This window comes from Actinomycetota bacterium, assembly GCA_030682655.1.
Taxonomy (GTDB): domain Bacteria; phylum Actinomycetota; class Coriobacteriia; order Anaerosomatales; family JAUXNU01; genus JAUXNU01.
Window position 1 is genome coordinate 41,892 of record JAUXNU010000151.1, and the last position, 25,151, is coordinate 67,042.

Genomic DNA, 25,151 nt, shown 5'->3' on the forward strand with positions numbered 1-25,151 from the left:
GGGGCGCAAGAGGAGGCTACGGCAACCGGCACGTAATCTCCACAACCCTGCGCTGCTAGGCGCACGCTGCCGCGGCTAGAACTGACCAGCGCTATTCGTATGAGTGTGGCATGTGCCACCACGCGAGCAGTCCTTGGGAAAGGTCGCCCAGGTCTTGCCCCCGGAGGTGTGCGTCGCGTTCGCATCCTTGTGACATCCCATGCACCAGAAGCGGGTGTCGTAGCCGGAGCCGCCTGTCACCTGGGGCATGTTGACGACCATCAGCCCCGTGCGTCCCGCGATGTCACTCCGGAGATTATGCAGGTTCACCGCGCCGTGCGCTTCGTGGCAAGAGCTGCACGGCATCTCGGGGTTCGCCCCGTACAATGTCGTGACATCCGGCCACACGTTCTCGTTGATCGTGGATCCCTTGCCATGACGCTGCGACGCCCAGTTCGACGTGATGTTCGCCAGGTCGCTTGTCGTGTTCCCGTTGTTGTCCGAATCGCTCCACACGGGTGGATCGACCCAGGGCGTCGTATCGATGGAACTCGGCAGCGAGTTGTCGTGACACTCGAAGCAGAACGAGTTCTTTGGCAGGTTTGTGATCGCCGCAAACGCGGGTGCAACCGTGTTCGGGTAGGGGTTCCACGGTGCGGGGTCGTACGGGTTGATGCAGGGCGCTGCCGAGGACGCGGCATGGGAGTTGTGGCAGTTCTCGCAGTACACCGCGCCGGCGCCTGGTTGGATCTGGTCGCGCCGGAGGATGTCGTGGTGAGCGTCGAGCCTGCTCGATGCAGTCATGCGCGCGTAGATGTCCGGTGAGCCAAGGCTCGCGCCCTCCGGCGCATTCGAGTGACACGGGAGGCACACGCGGTACCCCGAGTACATGAGAAGATCCTCGTTGGGCGAGCTGTGCGGCAGGTGGCACGTCCGGCACTTGATGCCGGTCCCGGACGGCGGATCGGCGATGCCCGGACCATTGTGCGACGAATTGCGGAACGCCGTCATGTCCCTCGTGCGTTCGGTGTAGGTCGAGTCGTCCGGGGTGGAGGGATTGTGGCAGACGAGACAGTACTCGATCGAGTCGACTTCGCCGTAGGCCGACAGGAGCTTGTATGACCCCGATACCGACGGGTCGCCGTGCGGGTTGTGACAGTCGGTGCAGGTGAGATCGCCGCCTATCCACCCACCAAAATCAACGGGATGCCTCGAATTGACGGACGCGTTCACGAAGTCCGAGCAGATGTCGTATCTCGATCCCGTTCCGTCGTGGCAACTGGTGCAGAACTCCTGTTCGCTCCCAGCCTCGATGTTCAGCAGATACGTAGGGGATGGTGCGACATGCGGGTCGTGGCATTGCAGGCACGAGTCTCCTGTCGGCGATGCCCCTGAGTGCGGGGGGTCAAAGACGGTGTTCGCCATCGGCTGAATGTGAATCTCGAAGCTCTTCGCTCCGACAGTGCCGTCGCTTGCCACCGCGGCGACGCGATACCAGTAGTGGCGCTCGACCTCGAGACCTGACACTGTGTCGTCAAACGTGGTGGTGGTGCCGTTCGCGGTCGAGCCGATGTAGGTCCCGTCACTGCCACTCTCCGTCAAACGCCACACGTCATAGCGCAGTACGTTCGGTCCTGTCACCGCCAGCCAGCTCAACGTCACTTTCTGCACTGTTGAGCCCGAGACCGTGCTGGTGACCTCGAGTCCACGCGGTTCGATGGGCGGGCCGGTCGTGGGAGACATGAGTGCCTCAGCGGTCACGCCTGTAGGTGTTCCGGTCATGTACTGCGGTGTCAGGTTCAACCCGCCTGCGTCTTCTGCAGCGATCCGGTACCAGTAGCGGGTCTTGTACCACAGAGGCACGGCAACCGTGCCCTTGTCGATGTACGAAATCGTGTACCGACCAGTCGAGACACCAATCTCAGAGTAGGGACCTACCGCGGCAGTCGCGCGATAGATGTGGTACTTGACCTGTGCTTCCGTGCCGGTGAAGGTCGCCAGTGGTTCCCAGTTGATCATGACCTCGTTCGTATTGGGCGCCGATGCGTACGCAAAGCGGGGGTTGGCGGGGGGCGCTGCCGTAGCGGTCGAGGGTGACCATGCCACGGCAGCAAACGCGAGCGCAGCGCAAACAAGAGTCAGGGGCGCAATGCGAGCGTGCCCCTCCCGACTCCCATAAAGACGCTCATGAAGCGCTTTGCGTCCCAGTTCAACCACCGTTTTCGCGCACACCACATAGGAGACGGATTCGCCCCCTTCTAATGAACGATAATGGTTGCCGCAGATGCGAAGTGGTTAGCGACCTCAGGGAATGACAGGATGCGCCCTGTCGAGGACGAACAAGGGGTTGCCGATGACGATCGCGACTCGCCAGGACCGCGGTCAGGTCACCGTGACAATCTCCCGCGCGGCGGCTGCGATGTCGTCTGCGGTCAGCCGAAAGTGCGCCATGAGGGCTACGGGGTCGCCGGAGGTCCCGAACACGTCTCTGACACCGATGCGGCGCAACGGAACCGGAGCGGACTCACCGAGCAGCTCCGCGACCGCCGAACCCAAGCCGCCGATGATCGAATGCTCCTCGCACGTGACGACGGCGCCTGTCCTACGTGCCGAGGACAGCAGCGTCTCCATATCGAGAGGCTTGATGGTTGCGACGTCGATCACCTCCGCCGAGACGCCCGCAGTCTCCAGAGTGTCCGCCGCGAGCAGCGCCTGCTCGACCATCACTCCGCATGCTGCAAGGGTCACGTCGCTACCCTCCCGCAGCACGTACGCCTTGCCGAGTTCGAAGTTGAAGTCCTCGGCGTAGATTTCCGATACGCCCGCACGCCCAAGGCGGATGTAGAAGGGCCCTGGGGTGGTCGCCGCGACGCGAATCGCAGCACGAGCCGCGTTGAAGTCGGCCGGCACGAGCACGCGCATTCCGGGCAGCACGCGCATGAGCGCGAGGTCCTCGAGCATCTGGTGCGACCCGCCGTCGGGGCCAACGGTCACCCCCGCGTGGGTCGGCGCAAGCTTCACGTCAAGTCCGGAGTAGCACACGGTATTGCGAACCTGGTCGTACGCACGGCCAGTCGCAAACACCGCGAAGGAGCCGGTGAACGCGACCTTGCCGGCAACGGCGAGCCCGGCCGCCGTGCCGATCATGTTCTGCTCGGCGACTCCGACGTTGAAGAACCGGTCGGGATAGGCCGCCGCAAACACAGCCGTCGTCGTGGACTTAGAAAGGTCGGCTTCAACGGCGACGACATCCACGCCCTCCTTGGCCAGCTCGACGAGCGTCTTACCGAATGCCTCTCTGGTGGCCCGCTTAGACATCGGCTGCATCCTCCTTGGCGAGCACGCACGCGAGTTCGTCGAGCGCGCAGCGGGTCTGGTCCTCGTTCGTACACTTGCCGTGCCAGTCCGCGTTGTTCTCCATGAACGAAACGCCCCGGCCCTTGACGGTCCGCGCGACGATCGCCGACGGCACTCCCGACGTGGCCGCGGCCCCGGCGAAGGCGGCCAGCAGCGCCTCTACGTCATGCCCATCGCAGCCGATGACGTTCCAGCCGAACGCGCCGAGTTTGGCTTCGATATCGCCGAGCGACATGACGTCCTCGCAGGCGCCGTCGATCTGAAGCCCGTTGTGGTCCACGATGGCCATGACGCTGTCCAGGCGGTAGTGCGCAGCGAGCATCGCTGCCTCCCAGACCTGCCCTTCCTGCATCTCACCGTCGCCGATGAGACAGTACACGCAAGCGGGGTTGCCGTTCGCGCGCAACCCAAGGGCGAGGCCGTTGGCGATGGACAGCCCCTGACCGAGCGAGCCGGTCGAAACCTCGACGCCTGGCGTCTTCTTGCTGTCGGGGTGACCCTGCAAGATCGAACCGAGCTGGCGCAAGGTCGCCAGATGGTCGCGGCCGAAATAGCCCGCCTCGGCGAGAGCGGCGTAGAGCACCGGGGCGGCGTGACCCTTCGAGAGCACGAACCGGTCGCGCTCGGTCCAATCCGGTCGTGCGGAGTCATGACGCATCACACCGAAGTACAGAGTCGCGACGATGTCGGCTGCGGACAGAGAGCCGCCGGGATGCCCGGAACCCGCCTGCGCGAGCATCTCGACTATGTCGCGGCGCATGCGGGCCGCCATGCCCTCGATCTCACTGACATCGGGCACTTCGGCCATGTGTCACACTCCCATCTCTTTGAAACCCTCGCCGATCGCTTCGTGAACGTCTGAGATTATCAGAAGTGCCGTCGGGTCGACCGCATGCACGATCGCCTTCAGCCCGTCGATCTCCGTGCGCGACACCACCGTGAAGATCATCTCGCGCGGCTGATTCGAGTAGACTCCGCGCGCCGAGATGGCTGTGGCTCCTCGGCCAAGGTCGTTGTTGATCGCTTCAGCGATGCGATCGGAATGCTCCGAGATGATGAACGCTGCCTTCTCGACACGCAGGCCCTCGAGCACGAGATCGATCGCGTTGCTCATCACGAAGATCGCTACCGCGCCGTAGAGCGCGAGCTCCGGACCGAACACGATCGCGGCTACCACTGTCACGCCCGCATCGACGAGCAGCATGAGCTGGCCGACGCCGAGCGGCACCTTCGACGACAGAAGCTGCGCGATGATGTCGGTCCCGCCTGTGTTGCCGCCTGACTTGAACACCATCCCCATGCCGACACCGGCAAGCGCACCGCCGTAGAGGGCCGCCAGCAGGTTGTCTCCGGCGGCGAGGTGTGGCGTGAAGGGCGCGAGGACATCGATGGCCACCGAAAGCGCCACCATGCCGTAGATCGTCTTGGCAGCGTAGCGCCACCCGCGCGCGCGTATGGCGACCGCGAGCAGGACGAGGTTCATCGCGAGCATCTGAATGCCGACGGGAAGGTTCAGCCCCTGCGCTTTGGCGAGGTGGTAGAACACCGTGGCGAGTCCGGAGACACCGCCGGCGGCGAGACGGTTCGGGATGAGAAACGCGTTGAGGCCCCATGCGGTGATCAGGATGCCGAGAGTCATCCACGCGTAGTCTCGGACCGGGCGGTGCTTGAGCACGAGGCCCGGACGCAGTCGCTTAAGGATTGGTACCATCACTCACCCCCCGGTTCTCGACCGCACTCGTCCAGACGCCGCCAGCGTCCAGGTACGGCCTCGTTCGACGCGCATTCAGATGGCCAAGGACGGTAGCCGCATCGCGGTTGACGATCCGGTCCTCGGTCAGGCCAAGCTCCTCGGCAACGCGGATCGCAGCGTCGAAGCGGCCGACGTGAAGGTGATAGTGAGCGTCCGAGTTGATGGCGATCGGGACGCCCGCATCACGCGCGGCAGCAGCGAATTCGCGCTCGCGATCGGCCGAACCGTTGCGCGCGCCCATGCTGTCGAAGCTGTGGTCGTTGAGCTCGATGATGACTCTGTGGCGGGCCGCCATGGCAACAACCGCCTCAAGATCGAGCGGGAACTCCTGCTCGTTGCCCGGGTGCGTGATCATGTCGACGAGCGGGTGCGCTAGCACGCGCAACAGGGCCTCGGTGTTCCTACCGCGGTCCCGATCGTCGAAGCCGGTGAGCGGGTGGAAGCCGACCGCGACGAAATCGAGTGCTTCGAGCACGATGTCGGGGATGTCGATGCCGTTGTCGCTGTCGGGCGAGGGATTGGCCTCGCATCCCTTGAGTATGCGAACGCCGTCGAGCACGCTCGGAATGACCTTCAGGTTCCAGAAATGCCAAGGATGAGCACCCTGCGGTACCGATGGCCCGTGATCTGTGACGGCTATGAGTTCGAGGCCGCGTGCCCGCGCCGCCGACGCAAGCTCGGTGACCGTCGAGTACGCGTGCCCCGACGCAACAGTGTGGGTGTGCAAGTCTGCGCGCAGAAGCATCTAACTCTCGTTCCCAACCGACGCCGCCTGCTCCCGCCCGACGCGCCACCGGTGATACCCAACGATGAAGTCGTCGAGATCGCCGTCCTCAAGCACCGCGCTGATGTTTCCAGTCTCAACACTCGTGCGGTGGTCCTTGACCATCTGGTACGGATAGAGGACGTAGCTCCTTATCTGGCTGCCGAAGGCGATGTCCTGTTTTTCTCCCCGCAGCTCGTCGAGCTCGGCCTCTCGCTTCGCCTTCTCGTGATCGTAAAGCCGCGCCTTGAGGATCTTCATCGCGGTATCGCGGTTCTTGATCTGGCTCTTCTCGTTCTGGCAGGTCACGACGATGCTCGTGGGGACATGCGTGATCCGGACCGCGGAGTCGGTCGTGTTGACAGACTGACCACCGGGACCGCTCGATCGGTAGACATCGATGCGTAAATCTTCTTCCTTCATGTCGACCACGATCTCGTCCGGGAGCACGGGCAAGACATCGACCTTGGCAAACGTCGTGTGCCGACGCTTCTTCTCATCGGTGGGGCTGATGCGAACGAGCCGGTGTACGCCCATCTCGGACAGCAGCATGCCGTAGGCGTTCCGTCCGTGCACCGTGAAGAGAGCACGCTCGATGCCGATCTCGACACCCTGGGGTGCATCGTGGAGGTCGACCTTCCACTTCTTCGACTCCGCGTACTTGAACAGCATCTTCATGAGCATCTCGGCCCAGTCCTGAGCCTCGAGTCCGCCCGCGCCCGGAATGACGGTTACGATGGCGTCGCCAGCGTCGAACTCACCGGCGAACCAGGACGCAAGTTCCAGCGTGTCCACGCGTTTGCGCAGTCCGGAGAAGGTGGCCTCGACCTCGGCAGCCATGTCATCGTCGCCCTCCAGCGCAAGCTCGTTGGCGACCTCGATGTCCGCGAGCGCCGAGCAGATCTCGTCGTACGCCTTGACGTCCTCGCGCACGGCCGAGAGCTGCGACATGAGCGCCTGCGCGGCCTGGGCATCATCCCAGAAGCCGGGCACAGCGGCTTGCTCCTCGAGACGCGCGATCTCGGGGCGCTTCTCCTCGACGCGAAGATACTCCTCCATGGCGACCACGCGCTCGCGCAGTGCCGAGATGTCTACTGTTCGGTCTTGGATCACGTTTTCCCTGCTCATAGTGGTTGTACTGGTTCGCACTGAAGGGGTGTGGAGCATACGGATTGTAGCACGCACGGCATCGGTCTTCGGTACGTGGAAGACTGAAATCTATCGCACGTGCGCGCACCAGGCACGAAATCTGCGTAGCAGCCTCTCACCTGCCGAGGAGCCGCACTCTCTCCACCGCTCCATGCGCCCGCCGGTCGGCACTCACGAGGACAGCACCCACGCGCGTAGCGAGCGCGGGAGCCGCCGCGTCGTAGAAGGTGCAGCCGAGTACCTCGGCCATGTCGAGCGTCTCGCGAACGAGTCGGGAGTCGAGCCCGACAACCGTGATCTCGTCGTGCTCGAGGCGTTCCCACAGGCCGCAAGCGCGAGCGACGCCGTAGAGACGGCGTGTCACGTCGAGCACTTCGTGGACGAAGATGACCGGGACGACCACACACACGACGCCCTCGGCGTGCTGCGCGAGAAGCTCTCGCGCCTCGTCAGAACCCGGCTCCCGCCGCAGCCACTTCACGCCGACGGACGCGTCTAGGACGAGTACCTCGGGGCTCACGCGCGGCCACCCTCACCGCTGGTGTCGCCGCCCGGTGCACCATCGAGCGGTCCGCGGATCTCGCGCAGGATCTCCCCCACGGCGCGCTCATCGTGCACGGGGAGCTCTGCTAACTCGTCAAGGAACGCGAGTGTGTCGTTGACGGCGTGCTGGCGGCGTGTCTTGGCGGCTTCAGCCTGAGCACCGGCGACCCACGAGGCCGACGCTTCGCGAATGACGCTCGAGCGCGAGCAGCCGGAGGCCTCAGCGAGTGTGTCAATCTCGGCGACAAGGTCATCGGGCAGGGTGATGGTGACTCGTTCTGTCATGCAGGTAGCATACCATGGATGCATACCGATGAGTATGCATCTCCGGCACGGTGTTCAGTGCCGCTACGCCGTCGCTCCGTGGCACTTCTTGTACTTCTTGCCGCTGCCGCAGGGGCAAGGATCGTTGCGTCCCACGTCGGCGAACGGATCGTCCTTGTCCTTGACGACGGTTGCTACGGACGCGCGACCTCCGGCGGCAGCAGACGCGGCTGCTATCGCTTCCGGCGACGGCCCGCTGACCCCCGCCTGCTCTGCCGCTTGCGTCGCGCCGCTGAAAATGGACTGCTCGGACGGCGCGGAATACGAGACATCGCGCACCGGGCTCGTGGGCGCCGTCTCGCGAACGACCTGGATGTGCATGATCGTGCGCAGGAAGTCCTCGTTGATGGTCGCGACGAGGTCTCCGAACATCTCGTACGCCTCGGTCTTGTACTCCACGAGCGGATCGCGTTGGCCCATCGCCCGCAGCCCGATGCCGTCTTTTAGGTAGTCCATCTCGAGCAGGTGCTCCATCCAGCGTGTATCGATCACACGGAGCATGACCTGCCTCTCGAGTTGACGTACGTAGTCGGCGCCCAGATCGGTCTCCTTGGTGGCGTACGTCTCCAAAGCTGCCTCGGCGAGCGCGTCGGCCAGTTCGTGCGGGTTGTCCCCCGCCTCGGCGCGATGCCGCTCAACCACGCCATCGATTCCCGTGAGATCGCGGAACCAACTCGCGAGGGCGTCCCAGTCCCACTCCTCGGAATAGACCTTCTCCGGGCACAACTCGAGGACGGCCTGCGTGATCGTCTCCTGCATCATCTCCGTGACGCGGGAGTGGATGTCTTTGCCGTCGAGGATTCGGTTGCGCTCGCCGTAGATGACTTCGCGCTGCTTGTTCATGACGTCGTCGTACTCGAGCACGTGCTTGCGTGCGGCGAAGTTCATCGCCTCGACCTGGCGCTGGGCGCTCTCGATCGCCTTGGAGACTAGGCCCGCCTGAATCGGCATGTCCTCGGGAATCTGCGTGCGCTCCATCATCGACGAGATGCGGTCCATCCGGTCGCCGCCGAAGAGTCGCATGAGGTCGTCCTCGAGCGACAGGTAGAACTGCGACAGGCCGGGATCGCCCTGGCGACCGGAACGGCCACGCAGCTGGTTGTCGATGCGCCTCGAGTCGTGGCGCTCGGTGCCGACGATCCCCAGCCCGCCGGCTTCCACAACCTTGACGTGCTCCGCATCGCAGATTCGCTTCGCAGACGCGAACGCCTCAGCACGCTGTTCCTCGGTCGCGTCCTCGGCAGGGATGCCACGCTCGACGAGCAGGTCGTCGACGAGCGCATCGGGGTTCCCGCCAAGGACGATGTCGGTTCCTCGGCCAGCCATGTTCGTCGCGATGGTGACGGCGCCAAAGCGACCTGCCTGCGCCACGATGTGCGCTTCCTGCTCGTGGAACTTCGCGTTCAGTACCTTGTGCGTGATGCCCCGCTTGGTGAGCAGGCGCGACAGGCGTTCGGAGTTCTCGATCGAGATCGTGCCCACAAGGCAAGGCTGGCCGGTCTCGTGGCGCTCCACGACTTCCTCGGCGACGGCTTGGAACTTCGCCTCGGTGTTGCGGTAGATGAGGTCGTTGCGGTCGTCGCGGATCATCGGCTGGTTGGTTGGGATGACCATGACGGGCAGCTTGTAGATCTCGCGGAACTCCTGGTCCTCGGTCACCGCCGTACCCGTCATGCCGGCGAGTTTGTCGTACATGCGGAAGTAGTTCTGCAGCGTGATGGTCGCAAGCGTCTGGTTCTCCTCGCGGACGTGCTGCTTCTCCTTGGCCTCGATGGCCTGGTGCAGACCCTCGGAGTAGCGGCGTCCGTACATCAGGCGGCCGGTGAACTCGTCGACGATGAGGATCTCGCCGTCCTTGATGACGTAGTCGACGTCCTTCTTGAAGAGGAACTGCGCCTTGAGCGCCTGCTGGAGATGGTTGACCATCTGGCCCGAAGGATCGGAGTAGAGGTCCTCGATGCCGAGCCAGTCCTCGACCTTCTTGATGCCGTCCTCGGTCGGTGCGACAGTCCGCTTGGCCTCGTCGAGTTCATAGTCGTCTTCGTCCTTCAGCCGAGGAATGACCTTGGCGAAGTTCTTGTACGCGTCGGCGGACTTGGTGCCTGCGCCGGAGATGATGAGCGGCGTGCGCGCCTCGTCGACGAGAATCGAGTCGACCTCGTCCACGATGGCGAAGCTGTGGCCTCGCTGCACGCGATGGTCCGGTTGGACGACCATGTTGTCGCGCAGGTAGTCGAAGCCGAACTCGCTGTTCGTGCCATACGTGACGTCGGCGGCGTAGGCGGACAAGCGCTTCGACGTCTCCATCTGCGACTGGATGAGGCCGACCTCCAGGCCAAGGAACCGGTAGACCTTGCCCATCCATTCCGAGTCGCGCTTGGCCAGATAGTCGTTGACCGTTACGACGTGAACGCTCTTGCCCGACAAGGCATTGAGGTATACGGGCAGAGTCGCAGCGAGCGTCTTGCCCTCGCCGGTCTTCATCTCGGCGATCATGCCCCTGTTGAGCACCATCCCGCCGATGAGCTGGACGTCGAAGTGTCGCATGCCGAGGGAGCGGACCGCGCCCTCGCGACAGACTGCGAATGCCTCGCAGAGTATGTCGTCGAGTGTCTCGCCGTTGTCCACGCGCTGACGGAACTCCGCGGTCTTGGCCAGCAACGCATCGTCGGAGAGAACGTGGATTTCGGCTTCAAGCGAGTTGACCTGCTCGACCAAGCCTTCGAACTGCCTGAGCTGCCGTCCTTCTCCCAGCGTTAGCAGCTTGGCAAGGATGTTTGCCATATGTATGCGCACCTTCTATACACGGGTGATCGGCGGGGTGAGAAGCACAAGAGATTCTAGCACAGGGTGTGGCCCGACTCGCGTTTCGAGAGCGCACGAAGATGCAGGCGGATCGCGCCGCGATCCGCCTGCATCCGGCGGTTCCAAGCAGCCCCTCGGGTCGCACGGGTGGGCCTTGTGGCCGAATGCACGGTGCCCCTCAGGAGTCTCCCTCTCCTCACCTGCTGGCCAAACCACACGCCGCGCCGATGTCCCTCACGGGGAACCCGGCGAACCGCTCTGACCGCCGTCGCCGAACCGCATGCCCGTCCGACACAGCCAACGTAGCAAGTGAGTCTATCCAGACTCTTTACGTTCTCTCACTTTTCGACGATTTCTTCGGGTTCGGACGCGACGCATTCCATCGCAAGAACCTGCTGGTAGAGGCGCGTGGTCTCCGAGGAAGGGTCGATGCCCAGGTCATCGACCAACCGGCTGCGACATGCGAAGTACGTGTCGATGGCTGCGCTTCGCTGCCCGGTCGCGATCTGACAACGCAGTGCCGCCTGGTAGATATCCTCGCGCCATGAGTCGTACCGGAGTCCCCGTCGCAGAAGGCCCAGTGCCTGCGCCGGCTCTCCTCCGGCTTCGTGCAGGCGCGCTCCGGCGAGCATCGCGTCTCCGAACTCGTGCCGATAGCGATCGCGAAACTCGCTGAACCAGTCCTCGTAGAGATCTCCGGGGAGAAGGTCTCCTCGGTATATCTCGGAGATGCGCTCGTACGCGGCGAGGGCCTTGGTCGCATCTCCCGCCCGCCCAGCCGCAGCTGCCGCAGCGCGCAGCGCCTCGAACTCCGCAACGTCGCTTTCCACGAGCTCTCCTACGACGCGACACACGCCCCCAACGCTTTGGACGTACGGACACGGATCGTTCTTGCCAGCGCCTGGCGTCAGGGTGCCCTTCATCGCGCTCCACACGACGTACAGGTTGTTGCGCGAGCGCGTCGCATCCATTTCCGGCCAAAGATGGTCGTGGACCTGGTCACGCGGAACGTCACGCCCCTGCTGCAGAACTAGCATCGCGAACAGCAGTCGCGCCTTGCGCTTCTTCCACTCACGCTCGCCAACGACGCGCTCCCCGATCGACACATCGAAGCCGCCGAACATCTTCACGCTGCAGCGCGGAAGCGCATCTCGCTCCAGGAATCTGGCCAGCTCCTTCTCGCCAAGGATGCGAACCGCGAGCCGCGCCCACCGCCCGGAGTCCATGATCTCGCGCGCGGCGCGGAGTGCGCCTTCGGCATCCCTCGGCAAGACCATGCGAAGCAGATGAGCGGGCAGTAGGTCAGGGTCGATCGCGTTCGCGAACACGCCAAGGAGAGACGGGAACGCGCGGATGTACATCGCTATCTGCCAGTTCGAGCTCTCGGTGAGGATGTAGTCCTCGTGCACAAGAATGCGAGCGACGGCTTCGGTCACGCGACCCTCGCGACAGGCGACTTCCGCCAGGATCATGTCGGCGCGGAGCACGTGGTAGGCTGCATCGGCGGCAGAGGCTGTCGCTCGCTCCTGCTTTGCCAGAGTGGCTGCACCGAGCTTGTCTCCCATCGCAAGGCGGCTCGCAGCCATCTCCAGTTTCGCGAGTGACTCGTGCACCAAGAACCCGCCGGCTGAGAAGGCTTCCGCTGCAATCTCCGCATCAGAGAATGCGGCTTCCGCGTCACCCAGCGCACGGCTCATGGTTGAGCAGTACAGTTGGTTGTAGGCCGCAGCATGAGTGTCATCAAGCTCGAGACTTCGCACAATCGACTCCCTCATGAGCGAAATCCCCTCCGACAGCTCACCCAAGGCGAAGATCGCACCCGCCCTGGCACCGTCGAATGCACCCACATACACTTCCAACCCGTGCCCGCGACACATCTCAAGTGCTCGTTCAGCGTGTTGGACAGATCGCACGAGTCTGCCCGCTTCGCACAGACACACGCCTAGATTGCCCGTCGCTAGAACACGCGTCGAAAGCGGTGCTGCGCGTGCCCTCGCCACCTCCGCCATGAGTCTCCCCGCTGCTGAGAAGTGACCATCAAGCAGGGCGGTCTTGTTCGCCGCATGCAGATGGACCTTGCACCTGAGACCCTCGTCCATCGTTTCGCTGGCGATTCCATCCGCCTTGGCGAGGTGTTCCGACGCCGCAAGTCCATCTCCAAGGTAGGTCGAGGCAAGAGCGGCAGTCAGATGAACCCTGGCCTCCCGACGCGGGTCAAAGGAGCCGTCCTGTGAGTTCGACAATCCCAGCAACTCAGCTAGGGTCCTTCGCGCGGCATCGAATCGTCCCATGTCCATGTCGGCACGCGCAATCACGTCCAGAGCATCAACCGTGGTCGCGACGTCACCCATCGAATCCGCAAGCGCCCTGGCGACGACAGCCTTGCTCCGCGCCTCGTCAATCATGTTGGTCTCTCTCAGAAGTGCGGCTTCCAGGACCAGTAGGGCGGGTCGCTGCACCAGCACTCCCGGTGGGAGGGCATCAAGCAGCTCACGAAGCAGTTGGTGATGTCCGGAGGAGAGCAACCGCTCACCGAAGCTTGCCAGCCAGTCCGCCGCACGCTCGCAATCACTTGATTGCAGAACCAGTCGTCCAGCGCGCTCGGAGTCACCTCGCGCTGTCAGGATTTCTAGAGCGCTTGACCACACCCGGGCGGCTTCTGCACCCAGACGTTCGACGCACTGGTCACCGGCAAGAATCGATCGGGCGATGTCATGCACGACGAACCGATGACCGACGGGGTCAGCTGCTGCTGTCCCCCCCACGCACACGAGGGGCAGACAGCTCCCAATGTTGCGAAGGTTCGGCAGCTCGCGTCTTCCCAGAACACATCGCAACTCCTGCGATGAACCGTCACGCAGAAGCGCCATCGCGTACAGGCACAGCTGGGATTCGTCATCCAGTTGACTGCAGACCAAATGCATCACAAGACTACTGAGGCCGCGGATGGAGCCGCATTCATCAAGTTCGGAAGTACCCCGGAGGATCGCATGACGGAGAACCAGGCCGAAAAGTGCGACCTGCCCTGCTGTAGCCTCCCACACCTGATGCACGAACGACGGATCGTGGGCATCAAGCCCAAGAATACCTGCGAAGGTCAACGCCTCTTCCAGACTCAACCGTAGGTCCTCAGCCTGCAAAAGCATCGCCCGGTGCAATACGCCATGTATGTCATCAGGAACTTGCCGACACGTGATTATGATCGATAACGCATGCGACGCATGCGTTGCCGCCATTTCCGGCAGGGCCAGAAGCCCCTCGGATAGCTCAATTGCCGCGAGGTCATCGATGACAACACAGAGACCGGAATCGCACCTGCGCACCGCACGTACGATTCGCTCCCGATAGTCACACGCAAGCTCATTCGGATCGATATCATCCGTGCAATCCGCCAGTCCACCACTATCCAGGGCCCGTAGAAGCAATCGTAGGATGCCGGACTCGGTGACGCGCTCTCCGTGCATGTCGAGCCAAAGTGGACACCCGAACTCACCCGACGATGCAATCTGCGCCGCCAGCACACTCTTCCCATATCCCCCCGGCGCTTCTAGGATCAGAACGCGGGGACGAGTGCACTCGATCGATCGAGCGAGCCTCCTGCGTGTGAGAATGTGGCCGAAATCAGGTACTCCTGCGTGCTTGAGCCGCTCGCGCATGTGCCCTCCACCCTGGGAGTCACCTGAGGGGTAAAGGGATTCTAGCACTTCGGCGCCCAGTCAGGTAGACAGAGGCTCCCGCGCCCTACGGGTGCTCGGCAACCTTCATCATGTCGTACGCCACGAGCATCGCCCCGATGGCGAGAACGCAGTCCCCGATACTCACAAGCCCACGCCTGGTACGGCCTAGCGGCACAGGAATCCGATCTCCGAGAAACGCCAGATTCGTCTTCTCGTCGGCCTCCACGTGGATAGGCGACTCGTCGAGTCTAGCCCGTGCAGTCGTAACCCGGCTGTCCACGATTCTCGAGAGGTCAACCGGCATGCCGCCGTTTGCGGACACGACGACAATGTTCAGAACCAACCCGCAGGCCGCGAGCAGCATCCAACAGCGATCGGAATTCGCAATCGCAAGCAACAGCAGGCTTGTGGTCATGAGCACCCAGAGCGCCGTGATTGCACCGTCACCAATGCCCATGAAACGCCCGAGTACTGGGACGGCGCCTTGAATGACCATCACAAGGACTACCACTCGCTCGCCCTTAAGAGTGTGCGTCGCGAGTCCACCGATGCTCCGGTACCTGACCAGTCCCGTTCCGACGCCAACAAGGATTCCCAGAAGGAGCAGTTCCACGAGCTCAGTCCAGTTCCGCAGACAGGACTCGCTCAAGTGCCCCAACGACGCGCGGGTCGTACTTCTCGGCCGAGCCTGCGCGAATCACCCCAAGCACATCCGCAGCGCGTGCCTGTGGGGCGCTGTATCCTCCAGCGAACTCATCGAAGTCGGACGCGACACGAATCACCTGGGAGAGCAGTCTGTCAACACCGGTCGACTGCATCACCTCGAAGTCAGCGTGGTGATTCGCAAGGACAGGCCCCAGGTCTGCCAGGAACTCAACACCCTCCACAATTCTGGCACCCGTCTCCCAATGGCAGTCATGCGCACCGGCGCTGTCCTGAATCTTCCCGATGTCATGCAGCAAGGCGGCGAATCCGAGTCTCTGAAGGTGCTTCGGGCGCAGGCCTAGACGCCTGCCCATGGCAGTCGCAAGCTCCGCCACTCTCTCCGCATGACCACTGAACTCAATCTTCTCAAACTCAGCAAGCCTGGCCAGAACGCCGACTGTCTGCGTGTACGCGGTTCGAATCCGCAGCAGCAGGGCGAACGCGTGCTTCATTACCATCATCAGAGTGACGAGCACCGCCACGCCCGCCACGTTCATGGTTGGGTAGACGATAGCGAGAACAATTCCAACCGAGACCTGCCCCAAGTACATTGCGCCAACTAGCCGCACGAGAGACTTGACGGACGACCAGACAGCCTCACCCTCACCGAAAGCCCAAAGTGCTGCATAGGATGCAAGATCGGCCAGAACGTAAGCAGCGGCCAGGACTAGGGCGACTAGCATCGTAGGCACACTCGGTTCAAGTAGCCGCTGGGGAAACCCGAGTCCCTCTGCGGCGTAGCCGAAGCCCAAGACAAGGAGAGGAATCCTCGAGAAGTCTAGAAGCATCAAGCCGGATTGTCTCTCTAGGGCCATTCCCAGCAGGAATGAGAGGATTGCACCTCCGCCCGCTGCGGCGACACCAGCAGGCATGCCCAGCAGAAGAACGGAGGCTACAGCAATACCACAACCTGCCTGGAGGACACCTCCTCGCGACAAGCGAAGCGGCAGCGCGCTGACCAGTGCGTACGACAAAGCGAAGAGACCAATCTCGGGCAAGTCCGCGAGCCTGATGCCAGCCTTGGCGGCAACGGCCACGGCACCAACACCGAGAACCAGAAAGGCTGTTGCGATCAGGGCACGTCGGGTCATGTGCGAGCCTCCCATCGGATATCCCCGCGAAGTACGCGCGCCAGGACATCAGCGTCGACTCTGACCAGGAGCGCCTCGACAACAGACTGGTCGAGGGTGTCACCGGCCGCCCGGCGGACTACATCAGCTGCCTCTGAGAACGGAAGTGCCCGCCGATAGGCTCTGTCCGACGTAATGGCGTCGAACGTGTCGGCCACGGCGAGCACCTTCGCACCCTCAGGGAGCCCACTACCAACAAGTCCGAGCGGATATCCGCTACCATCCATTCGCTCATGGTGCGCGGCGATGAGGGGAACAACCTCCGCCAGGAAGTCGATGCCTTCAAGCACCTGGGCGCCACTGAGGGGATGGAGCTTCACCTCTCCATACTCCTCCGAAGTTAGAGCCGCTGGCTTGGTAAGCGTAGCGACGCTGACGCCGACCTTGCCGATGTCGTGCAAGAGCGCAGCGAGTTCGATAGTCTGCACCGACTCGGGACCTAGCGAGAGCCCGTCTGCAATCTGCCTTGCATAGAAGGCGACGCGCTCTGAATGTCCGCGAGTGTACGGATCCTTCGCCTCAAGAACAGCGATGAGCGAGCGCAGTGTGTCACGGTAGGACTCCGACAAGTGCCTGTACACCTGGAAGGTCTGCCTCGAAACAGCAAAGGGAACGACCACGAGGAGTGCTCCCGGGAGCCCAGCCAGCAGAAGCAATTGGGCCAACACAATACCCAGGAGCGCGAGAACGACGAGACTGACTGAATACGACGAGAAGCTCTGCCGCCAGACTTCACGAAACGGTACGTCCGCCGACAGCGAAATCGCGCCCGCCACGAGTAGCATGTTGGTGAGAGCCTGAACAGCAGCCGCAGCAAGAGCGGCCACGAGGATTTGGAGCGACAGCGCCGGAGTCGGCTGCAAGAGCAGTGGCGCCACCCCGAACGCACTCAGAGTCAAGCCCGCCACCACGCCCGACAGTGCAAGTTGGCTAACGTTGAAGAGCATGCGCAGTGGCGGCTTACGCGCCACGATGTCCTGAGGCGGAATGGCGGAGCAGACGCAAACTATTGCCCCCATGAGTGGTCCGCCCAGCAACACCGCAGCGAACTCGATGGCAAAGGCCAGGGAGACCGACCCGCCAAACGGGATACGGAACGCGAAACACTCCGCCAGGAAACTCAGTGCCCCGAGAAAGAGCGTCAGCCGCCAGTCAGGGACTGCGCCGTCGCGTGCAACAGCAGCGACCGCAACGGTTGCGACCATGGAAACCAGCACAGTGTAAGAGAGTACTCTGTTCTTCAACGGCGCACTCATCACAGGAAGTTCGGTGGGCCGACGCCGTGTAAACAGGGACGAGCTACCAACGGAAAGACGCGCCGCCACCAAGAACAAGAGCGGCCAGAGAGCTGAGAATAACGATCATACGCTTCATGTTGAGAAGACCCCCTCTCGGGATTCACGGTCTTCTCCCATTCCGCTAGTGATGGAAGAACCCTGTCCGCTCCGCTCATTTCAGTGCTGACAGTGTTCAAACCGATTACCACGGCGTCGGCCCAAACTGGGCTATGAGGTTGTCAAGAAGCCAAGACGCCTGTTTATTGCATCAAGCGTGGCCCGGACAATTGAGTCGTTTTCATTTTGCCGGACGAGCGCGGATCCCGCGTACGACTGCTCTCCCAATGGAGAGACAAGCGTAACGCAAGACACAGCAACATGCTCGCGTCCGAGTTGTGTGATGGTTACGTCCTCCAGCGCGAAACTGTGCGCGCCATGAATATACTGCTCGACCGCGCTGAGGGTCGCAAGCGCCACAAGGCGCTGCCTGCCCGTCCGGCTTGCCGGACCGGCGACATCCCCGACGTAGTGATCGCCTTCGATCTCCAGTGTCACGGACACCGTCGCGTGAACACCGGTGACGGTGGCGTTGATGGTCACGATGCGCGCGCGAGCCTCGACCCCTGCGCTCGGTTCAGGCGCGAGAGAGTCCTGACCGAGCTGCGCGATCGAGATCTTCTTGTGATCGATGGGGATGCCGAATCGCGCCATGATCGTGGATTCGATGTCGCGCACGAGTTGCTTCGGCGACTTGGTCGGAAGCGCCAGGATGTGGACTTCCTGGATATTCCCCTCAGGAGAGGCCACAACGCGCGCAGCCTTGATCTCGGCGACTTGCCCGAGAAGCTTTTCGATTTCCTCGATGGAGACGTGCGACAATGCCTGGTCCACAAGTGCTCCCTGCTTCATGTACTACTACTCTAGCTGTCTCCATTCAGTCTGCGCATAGCCCCGAGGGCGCATTCTCTTCGCCCCACTGTATTCGGGCGACAAAGGGAAAGTCAACCGAAACGACAGCCTCGCGCGGTCACATTCCTTAAGCTCACGGCACCAAAAAGGGCGGGACGCCGACTGGCACCCCGCCCCTGACAAACGCTCCTGCTATCTCAGCTGAGGCTCGATCAAGCCGTAGTCCCCATCGTTGCGTCGGTACAGAACGCTGACCGTCTCCGTTTCGGCCGACGTGAACACGAAGAAATCATGGCCAAGGAGCTCCAGTTGCAGGATCGCCTCCTCGGGGGTCATGGGCTTGAGCTCGAGGGATTTCGTCTTCACGATGGCTGGCTCCTCGGCCTCCGGCTCGCCGATGTCCGGCGCGGGCACCGGCGGTATGGCGGCCTTGGGAGAGTGACGATCGGCCATCTTTCCCTTGTACTTGCGGAACTGCGTCTCAAGCTTCTCGGAGACAAGATCAATGGCGGCGTACATGTCCATTGACGCTTCCTTGGCGCGGATGACCGGCCCGCGCGTGATCCACACAGTGACCTCGGCGATCTGGTTCTTCTCGATCGAAGGGTTCTTCTCGTGGTAGATCTCAACCTCGACCGTCATCGTGTCCTGGTCGAGGATCTTGCCCAAGCGGCCGATCTTCTCCTCGGCATAGTCGTGAATCGGCTGGGTGACCGCCATATGGCGTCCCTTCACGATCATCTTCATGTGAGCCCTCCTTGGTTACCGGTCCTGACAAAGAAGATACCCATGCCCCGACGCTATGGAGCACGCGCGTTCGACAAGCGGATGCACACGAGCGTGCGCGGGAAAGGTTAGTTGAATCCGCCGGAGATGGCCAGCACACCAGCTCAGATGATATGGCCGAGGAAGTCTTTGGTGCGCTCGTTCTGGGGGTTGTCGAAGACTTCGGACGGCGTGCCCTCTTCGACTATCACGCCCTCGTCCATGAATACGGCGCGGCTCGCGACGTCGCGCGCAAAGCCCATCTCGTGTGTCACGACGAGCATGGTCATTCCGGCGCGAGCAAGTTCCTTCATGACGTCGAGCACGCCGCGAACGAGCTCGGGGTCGAGCGCCGAGGTGACCTCGTCAAACAACATCACGTGTGGATCCATCGCAAGCGCCCGCGCGATTGCCACGCGCTGCTGCTGACCTCCGGAGAGCTGCGACGGGTAGTAGTCGACCCGGTCGCCCAAGTCGACCCTCTCGAGCTGCTCGATCGCGATGCGATCGGCCTCCTCCTTGGAACGGCCGAGCACCCTACGCTGCGCGAGCATGACGTTGCCCTTGGCAGTGAGGTGCGGGAACAGATTGAAGGACTGGAAGACCATGCCGATGCGCTCGCGCACCTCGTTGATGTCGGTCTTTGGGGCATTGACCTGGATGTCTTCGAGCCAGACCTCCCCGCCGGTGGGTTCTTCTAGCCGGTTCACGCATCGCAGCAACGTCGACTTCCCCGACCCTGACGGGCCAAGGATAACCACCACTTCGCCCTTGGTGACGTCCATGTCGACTCCGCGCAACACTTCGAGGTCGCCGAAGCGCTTATGCAGGTTCTTGATTCGCACCACCGGTTCGGAGTTCACCGTACTGCTCACGGGCGATCACCCACAGTCTTCGGAGTCGAATCACCGGGCGCTATCGCGTGCTCGGACTCGATCGGTTCAGGCATGAGCGCCTCTCGCGCGCCGCCCCCGCCACCCTCCGCTTCAGCGAGCCTACTCTCGAGACCAGCGACGAAGCGCCCGAGCGGAATTGTCACCACGAGATAGAAGCCTGCCGCAAGCATGTATGGCGTCGTGTTGAACTTGGCGGCCGAAATCTCCTTGGCCTTGAGCGCCATCTCCGCCAAACCGACTGCAGCGAGCAAGGCGGTGTCTTTGAACAGAAGAATGAACTCACTCATCATCGTCGGCAGAATGCGCCGAACGGTCTGCGGAATGATGACGTAGGCCATGGCCTGCGGCGTCGACATCCCGAGAGAGCGCGCGGCCTCCATCTGGCCCTTGTGAATCGACTGGATGCCAGCACGGAAGATCTCGGCCATGTACGCCGCGGAGTTCAGGCTCAGAACCACGTATGCACGCATGTACAGTGTGTTCGTGATGCCGAAGAGGCCCGCCTGGTTGAGCCAGGGTACCGTTTCGGTAAGCGTCTTGTAGGCCGGCATCAGCGGGAGTCCGAAGAATACGAGCAGAATCTGCAGGAATAGCGGTGTGCCTCGGATGATGTCGACGTAGATCGTCGCCGGCCATCGCGCCCACCGCGTCCTCGCCATCTTCATGAACGACAGGATCAGACCGAACGGAATCGCGAAAGCGAAAGACACGAGCACGATGGCCAGGGAGACGGGAAACGCCTTGGCTATGATGGGGAATGACTCTTGCGCAACCTGCGGCGACAGGAACTGGTGCGTCACGGTGGACGACTCCCACCAGTCGTAGAACGCTGCGAAGCCTTCGGGTCCCGTGCCGAAGCGAATCTCGTAGTCCCCAATTACCAGGACATCGCCGTCGCTCAAGGGCGCCTGGTCGAACACGTCGCCGTTCAATCGGACGGCCTGTGTGCTCTCCCCGCTCGCCACAACGCGCCACGACGGCTGCTCCCCGGCCTCTTCGGCAGGCACCCGTTCGAGAGTCGCGACTACGCCGCTCTCGATGCCGGAAGTGATGCGCACGTCTCCGAGGCGGCCGATGGTCGCCTCGGGCTCGGTGAGCCGATACACGGATTCGCGAGCCTCTGCCGCCCGTGTGGCTTCGGTGTTGCGGAAGAACACGCGGTCGGGGCGCTGCATCGTCAGCAGTTGCCATGCTAGAACCCCGACAACCAGCGCGGCGATTGCGACGGTGAGGGTTCTGCGCTGCCTGCGAGTCAACGGACCTGCCTCTGCGGGTCGACAATCAGACTGCGGGGTCGGCGGTCACACCGCCGACCCCGCAGTCCAGCAAACCGATACGTGCTAGTCGGCTTTCTTCACCGTAAGCGACTGATTGTTCCAGATGTAGATCTCGGAGAAGTCGACTGACTGCGAGCGCTCCGCTCCCAGGTCGCCCGTGGAGGTCATGCCCGACGCGATCATGTCGAACTCCGCCCCGGCCTTCATCGCAGGTACCAGAGCGTCGAAGTTGTATGTCTTGAATTCGACCTGAACGCCGAGCTTCTCGCCAATCGCAGTTGCGAGATCAACGTCAAAGCCGACGATCTTGTCGCCTTCAACGTTCTCGAACGGCGGGAACGATGTGTCCGAGCCGACCATGATCTTGCCGGGAACGATCAGCTTGAGTTCGGCGGCCGGCTTCGTGAAGCCGCTCGCGTCCGGAAGGGACATCGGAGCCTCGCCAAGCCACTTCTCGTAGATCTCGGCGTAGCTACCATCGGCCACGCACTCCTGCAGACCCCAGTTGATTGCGTCACGCAGTGCGGAATTCTCCTTGTTGAATGCGAAGCCATAGCCTTCGTCGGTCACGATCTCCTCGACGACTTCGATGCCGAGCGTCTGATCCTTGGCGACGTCGAGAGATATGGTTATGTCGTTGATGACGCCGACCACGTCGCCAGCCTGCAGTGCCTGGAACGCACCGAGAACGTCGTTGTACGGCACTACCTCGACGCCCTTGGGCACCAGATTCTCCTTGGCCCATGCTTCGCCCGTCGTACCGGACTGCACGCCGACCTTGTCGCCGGACTTGAGGTCATCGACACTCATGATGCCGGTTGCCTCTTCGGTGGTTTCCTCGGTCTTGGTTCCCTCGTCGCTGCTGCAACCGGCTACGCCAAGAACGGCGAGCGCCAGAACAACAATCAGCGAAAGAGCGAGAAACTTCCGTGCTTTCTCCATCTTTCCTCCTCTAGGACTTGTGCCTCCACGCGAACTCCACTACGTGTGAACGCCCACGAATAACCGACTACGAACGATACACCATCGAGTGAATGATGTGAAAACGCGGGCGGCATATGCAGAAACACCCGCGCTCTATGCACCGACAGAAACGGCGGGCTTCCTACGACGTCGATGCTTCCTCAACCGTCAACTCAGGAAGCTCCCCGACCCACTTCTTGCGGAGCGTATCTAGGACGCCGTTTGCGGCAAGAGTATCCAGGGCCTGACGCACGGCCCCCTCGAGCTCCGTGTTCTCGACAGCCACCGCCACTCCGAGAGCGGTCGCAGTGCCCGCCTGCCCGGCATAGCGCACGGTCGGGTAGTCCCGGGCGATGTAGGCCGCGACTACCGCGTCGCCGCACACGACGTCCACCGAACCGTCCGACAGGGCCTGGAGCGCCTCCCGAAGGGTCGGGAAGGCCTCTGCGGCACCCTCGCCGTACTCGTACTCGAGAGCCCAGAACGCCTCCGAGCCCTTCTGCGCACCGATAGTCATGCCGCCGACCGAGTCGATCGTGAGCGTCTCGACCACCGAGCCTGTCTCCTCGGCGGAAACGAAGAAGCCGGGGCCATTGTCGATGTATGTGCCTGCGAAAGTGGATTCCGTGATCGCACGTTCGGTGAACGGCACCGACATCGCGATGTCGGCATTCCCCGCTTTCAACTCTTGCAGACCCCAGTCCTTGGCGTTGACTACCTCGAGTTCAAGTCCTAGCTCAGCAGCGAGCGCGCCCGCGATATCGATGTCCAGTCCGGCCTGGCGACCCTTGTCCGTGCCCGCGAAGGGAGGGTAGTCGAGATCGACCGTAGCGCGCAGGACGCCCGCTGTCCCTATCGTCGGGGGTGCGACCTGCGGCTCGAGTACGACCACGGGCTCGCTCTTGGTGCAGCCCGCAACAGCACCCAGACCCATGCACATCACCACGACCAGCACTGCTAGCGCGATTCGGCGCATCTCGCTCCCTTCGTACGGCAGTCTCGGTGCTTTCACCCGGCTGACCTGGTCTTTGACCCCACACTCGCATACCGGAGCTTTCGCTTGATGCGATCTCACTAGCGGCCCTCTCGCCCGCCAGCCAGGATGGCTGGACCGGACGGTACGACTTACCCCTAAGACGCGCCATGCTCGCGCGACGGCCGAAACCGCCGGCTTACGTGGGTCCTTTCGGCCGCGTCTACCATGGACTAGGATCGCTTGCGCGACCCGCAACCACAGACCCGAGTGAAAGCACCGTGGATTCTACCATGCGCGGGCCACAACCCCCACCACGATGGCCTCGGCGCCTGCCGACCGCAGGACCCTGGAGGCCGCGTCTGCCGTGGCCCCCGTCGTCATGACGTCGTCGAGCAGGAGGACACTCGCGGGCACGCGCGCGCCAGGCACGAGCGACAACGAGCCGCCGATGTTCGCGCGGCGGTCTCCTCGGCCAAGTCCGCGTTGATCGCGTGCGCGACCGGGCTCAAGCGCCGAGACGATGGGGATGCCGCTCGCGCGGGAAACCTCCTGCGCGATGAGGGCGACGTGGTCGAAGCCTCGACGGACGACTGCCGCGCGCGACGCGGGCACGGGCACCAGGGCGTCGAAACCCGGGGATGCGGACTCGACCGCGTGCCAAAGCAGCTCACCGAGTACGCGGCAGAGCCTGCGCTCGCCGCCGTCCTTGTACAGCGTGATGGCGCGGGACAGTGGACGCTCGAGGAGGCCGACCGCACACGTCGCGTCGAACGCGAGCTCCTGGTTCCAGCACTCGGTGCACACGAGCCAGCCGAATGGCGCAGCGCACCGGGGGCACGGGTACCCAGGGTTGATGGACGCGACGGCGTTTCTGCACGAAAGGCAGAGCAATGAGCCCGGTAGTTCACATCCTGCGCACCGGGTGGGACAGATGGTCTCGAGCAGACCCTCGAGCAGGCTCACGCAGCCTCCCGGCACATGGCGCTAGGAGACGAGCACCTGCCAAAGCGGAATCGTCGCGATGGACGCGACAGTCGTGACGAGTATCGCCGAGGCGATGAAGTCCGTATCGAGGCGGAATCGCGCACCGATCACCAGCGTCAGCATCATCGACGGCACCCCTGCTTCGAGCACGACGAGCCTCAGAGCCGCCGGGTCCTTCAGAACGAACGAGCCGACCCCCCACGCCACGGCCGGCGCCACCGCAAGGCGCAGCAGCGCGAGCGCACCCAGGGGAAGTGCATGTTCACGCAGTGTGCCCAGCCTCAGCGATATTCCGACCGAAATCATGATGAGCGGCACGACCAGTGTGGCGAGCGCGTCTATCGCATTGCTTACAGAAGTCGGAACGGCGACCTGCTGCAGAAGGAGTCCTGCGAAAAGCGCGATGACCGCCGGGAACGCAAGTGCCTCGCGGATCGGATTGATCGGGCGCTCCCCGCTCGACCCGAACCTCTCCGCAATGAACAGGCCCACGAACAGGAGCGCCGCGACCGTGCCGAACACGTCGTAGAAGATGGCCTGCACCAGGCCCGCGTCGCCGAGGACCGCCTGCGAGATCGGGTACCCGATATAGCCGGTGTTGCCGAGAGCCGCGGCAAGCACGAACCCCCCGCACACGACGCGCGGCAGCTTCAGCGCAGAACACGCGAGCCACGCGAGCGCCGCTATCGCGATGAAACAGACCCAGGCGACCGCCGCGATGCCGAGAAGCTGCCGATCGAGCGACGCGTTGTACACCGCGCGGAAAATCATCGCGGGCAATCCCGCGTAGATGATGACGTTGTTGATCGGGCGGGCGTCCTCGGCTTTCAGGACCCCGAACCGGCGCAATAGCCAGCCCACGCCGACGATCGCCACGAAGGACAGGATGATCCGCGCAAGTTCGGCAGCGTCCACGAGG

21 protein-coding genes are annotated in these 25,151 nt (G+C 62.9%); all 21 read right to left on the reverse strand.

Translation table 11 applies throughout. The features are described 5' to 3' along the window. Window positions 1-75: 75 nt before the first annotated feature. Window positions 76-1,998: a cytochrome c3 family protein gene (locus Q8K99_09730; protein MDP2182828.1), complete on the reverse strand. Its 1,923-nt coding sequence runs from the start codon at window positions 1,996-1,998 to the stop codon at window positions 76-78. Window positions 1,999-2,361: 363 nt separating this feature from the next. Beyond that, a complete protein-coding gene (locus Q8K99_09735) occupies window positions 2,362-3,297 on the reverse strand; it encodes a transketolase family protein (GenBank protein MDP2182829.1) in 936 nt (311 codons plus the stop codon). After that, on the reverse strand, window positions 3,290-4,144 hold the full coding sequence (locus Q8K99_09740) for a transketolase (protein ID MDP2182830.1): 855 nt from the start codon (window positions 4,142-4,144) through the stop codon (window positions 3,290-3,292). The genes Q8K99_09735 and Q8K99_09740 overlap by 8 nt, the downstream gene beginning before the upstream one ends. A gap of 3 nt (window positions 4,145-4,147) precedes the next feature. Beyond that, the gene (locus tag Q8K99_09745) at window positions 4,148-5,047 is read right to left on the reverse strand and encodes a YitT family protein (GenBank protein ID MDP2182831.1); all 900 of its coding nucleotides are present in this window, start codon (window positions 5,045-5,047) and stop codon (window positions 4,148-4,150) included. Beyond that, the gene (locus Q8K99_09750; protein ID MDP2182832.1) at window positions 5,031-5,834 is read right to left on the reverse strand and encodes a phosphatase; all 804 of its coding nucleotides are present in this window, start codon (window positions 5,832-5,834) and stop codon (window positions 5,031-5,033) included. The genes Q8K99_09745 and Q8K99_09750 overlap by 17 nt, the downstream gene beginning before the upstream one ends. Continuing rightward, complete coding sequence (prfB, locus tag Q8K99_09755) at window positions 5,835-6,962, reverse strand: peptide chain release factor 2 (protein MDP2182833.1); 1,128 nt, start codon at window positions 6,960-6,962, stop codon at window positions 5,835-5,837. Window positions 6,963-7,116: 154 nt separating this feature from the next. Continuing rightward, window positions 7,117-7,521 carry a PIN domain-containing protein gene (locus tag Q8K99_09760; GenBank protein MDP2182834.1) on the reverse strand — a complete coding sequence of 135 codons (405 nt, stop codon included), beginning with the start codon at window positions 7,519-7,521 and terminating at the stop codon, window positions 7,117-7,119. Next, window positions 7,518-7,829 carry a CopG family transcriptional regulator gene (locus tag Q8K99_09765; protein MDP2182835.1) on the reverse strand — a complete coding sequence of 104 codons (312 nt, stop codon included), beginning with the start codon at window positions 7,827-7,829 and terminating at the stop codon, window positions 7,518-7,520. The genes Q8K99_09760 and Q8K99_09765 overlap by 4 nt, the downstream gene beginning before the upstream one ends. 63 nt (window positions 7,830-7,892) lie before the next feature. After that, window positions 7,893-10,652, reverse strand: a complete 2,760-nt coding sequence (gene secA / locus Q8K99_09770; protein ID MDP2182836.1) for a preprotein translocase subunit SecA — start codon at window positions 10,650-10,652, stop codon at window positions 7,893-7,895. A gap of 359 nt (window positions 10,653-11,011) precedes the next feature. Next, window positions 11,012-14,329 (reverse strand): BTAD domain-containing putative transcriptional regulator, encoded by a 3,318-nt coding sequence (locus tag Q8K99_09775; protein ID MDP2182837.1) that lies wholly within the window; start codon window positions 14,327-14,329, stop codon window positions 11,012-11,014. An 85-nt stretch (window positions 14,330-14,414) separates the two neighbouring features. Next, complete coding sequence (locus Q8K99_09780; GenBank protein ID MDP2182838.1) at window positions 14,415-14,963, reverse strand: DUF5317 family protein; 549 nt, start codon at window positions 14,961-14,963, stop codon at window positions 14,415-14,417. 4 nt (window positions 14,964-14,967) lie between these two features. Next, window positions 14,968-16,146, reverse strand: a complete 1,179-nt coding sequence (locus Q8K99_09785; GenBank protein MDP2182839.1) for an HD domain-containing protein — start codon at window positions 16,144-16,146, stop codon at window positions 14,968-14,970. Then, window positions 16,143-17,429, reverse strand: a complete 1,287-nt coding sequence (locus Q8K99_09790; protein MDP2182840.1) for an HD-GYP domain-containing protein — start codon at window positions 17,427-17,429, stop codon at window positions 16,143-16,145. The genes Q8K99_09785 and Q8K99_09790 overlap by 4 nt, the downstream gene beginning before the upstream one ends. 261 nt (window positions 17,430-17,690) lie before the next feature. Continuing rightward, window positions 17,691-18,371, reverse strand: coding sequence for a hypothetical protein (locus tag Q8K99_09795; protein MDP2182841.1), 681 nt, complete (start codon window positions 18,369-18,371; stop codon window positions 17,691-17,693). A gap of 192 nt (window positions 18,372-18,563) precedes the next feature. Beyond that, window positions 18,564-19,118, reverse strand: a complete 555-nt coding sequence (gene raiA, locus Q8K99_09800; GenBank protein MDP2182842.1) for a ribosome-associated translation inhibitor RaiA — start codon at window positions 19,116-19,118, stop codon at window positions 18,564-18,566. A gap of 143 nt (window positions 19,119-19,261) precedes the next feature. Beyond that, complete coding sequence (locus Q8K99_09805; GenBank protein ID MDP2182843.1) at window positions 19,262-20,011, reverse strand: amino acid ABC transporter ATP-binding protein; 750 nt, start codon at window positions 20,009-20,011, stop codon at window positions 19,262-19,264. Further along, window positions 20,008-21,288: an ABC transporter permease subunit gene (locus Q8K99_09810; protein ID MDP2182844.1), complete on the reverse strand. Its 1,281-nt coding sequence runs from the start codon at window positions 21,286-21,288 to the stop codon at window positions 20,008-20,010. The genes Q8K99_09805 and Q8K99_09810 overlap by 4 nt, the downstream gene beginning before the upstream one ends. Window positions 21,289-21,372: 84 nt before the next feature. Continuing rightward, window positions 21,373-22,251: a transporter substrate-binding domain-containing protein gene (locus tag Q8K99_09815; GenBank protein ID MDP2182845.1), complete on the reverse strand. Its 879-nt coding sequence runs from the start codon at window positions 22,249-22,251 to the stop codon at window positions 21,373-21,375. 163 nt (window positions 22,252-22,414) lie between these two features. Beyond that, window positions 22,415-23,248, reverse strand: coding sequence for a transporter substrate-binding domain-containing protein (locus tag Q8K99_09820; GenBank protein ID MDP2182846.1), 834 nt, complete (start codon window positions 23,246-23,248; stop codon window positions 22,415-22,417). A gap of 285 nt (window positions 23,249-23,533) precedes the next feature. Beyond that, the gene (locus tag Q8K99_09825) at window positions 23,534-24,211 is read right to left on the reverse strand and encodes a ComF family protein (protein MDP2182847.1); all 678 of its coding nucleotides are present in this window, start codon (window positions 24,209-24,211) and stop codon (window positions 23,534-23,536) included. Window positions 24,212-24,232: 21 nt separating this feature from the next. Next, window positions 24,233-25,147, reverse strand: coding sequence for an AEC family transporter (locus Q8K99_09830; protein ID MDP2182848.1), 915 nt, complete (start codon window positions 25,145-25,147; stop codon window positions 24,233-24,235). Window positions 25,148-25,151: the final 4 nt, after the last annotated feature.

Bases quoted from the DNA above. Each gene is read 5' to 3' on its own strand.
- Q8K99_09765 (MDP2182835.1), bottom strand. From the start codon at position 7,829: ATGACAGAACGAGTCACCATCACCCTGCCCGATGACCTTGTCGCCGAG.
- raiA (MDP2182842.1), bottom strand. From the start codon at position 19,118: ATGAAGATGATCGTGAAGGGACGCCATATGGCGGTCACCCAGCCGATT.
- Q8K99_09815 (MDP2182845.1), bottom strand. From the start codon at position 22,251: ATGGAGAAAGCACGGAAGTTTCTCGCTCTTTCGCTGATTGTTGTTCTG.
- Q8K99_09740 (MDP2182830.1), bottom strand. From the start codon at position 4,144: ATGGCCGAAGTGCCCGATGTCAGTGAGATCGAGGGCATGGCGGCCCGC.
- Q8K99_09820 (MDP2182846.1), bottom strand. From the start codon at position 23,248: ATGCGCCGAATCGCGCTAGCAGTGCTGGTCGTGGTGATGTGCATGGGT.
- secA (MDP2182836.1), bottom strand. From the start codon at position 10,652: ATGGCAAACATCCTTGCCAAGCTGCTAACGCTGGGAGAAGGACGGCAG.
- Q8K99_09795 (MDP2182841.1), bottom strand. From the start codon at position 18,371: ATGAAGCAGGGAGCACTTGTGGACCAGGCATTGTCGCACGTCTCCATC.
- Q8K99_09750 (MDP2182832.1), bottom strand. From the start codon at position 5,834: ATGCTTCTGCGCGCAGACTTGCACACCCACACTGTTGCGTCGGGGCAC.
- Q8K99_09775 (MDP2182837.1), bottom strand. From the start codon at position 14,329: ATGCGCGAGCGGCTCAAGCACGCAGGAGTACCTGATTTCGGCCACATT.
- Q8K99_09730 (MDP2182828.1), bottom strand. From the start codon at position 1,998: ATGATCAACTGGGAACCACTGGCGACCTTCACCGGCACGGAAGCACAG.
- Q8K99_09745 (MDP2182831.1), bottom strand. From the start codon at position 5,047: ATGGTACCAATCCTTAAGCGACTGCGTCCGGGCCTCGTGCTCAAGCAC.
- Q8K99_09735 (MDP2182829.1), bottom strand. From the start codon at position 3,297: ATGTCTAAGCGGGCCACCAGAGAGGCATTCGGTAAGACGCTCGTCGAG.
- Q8K99_09785 (MDP2182839.1), bottom strand. From the start codon at position 16,146: ATGACCCGACGTGCCCTGATCGCAACAGCCTTTCTGGTTCTCGGTGTT.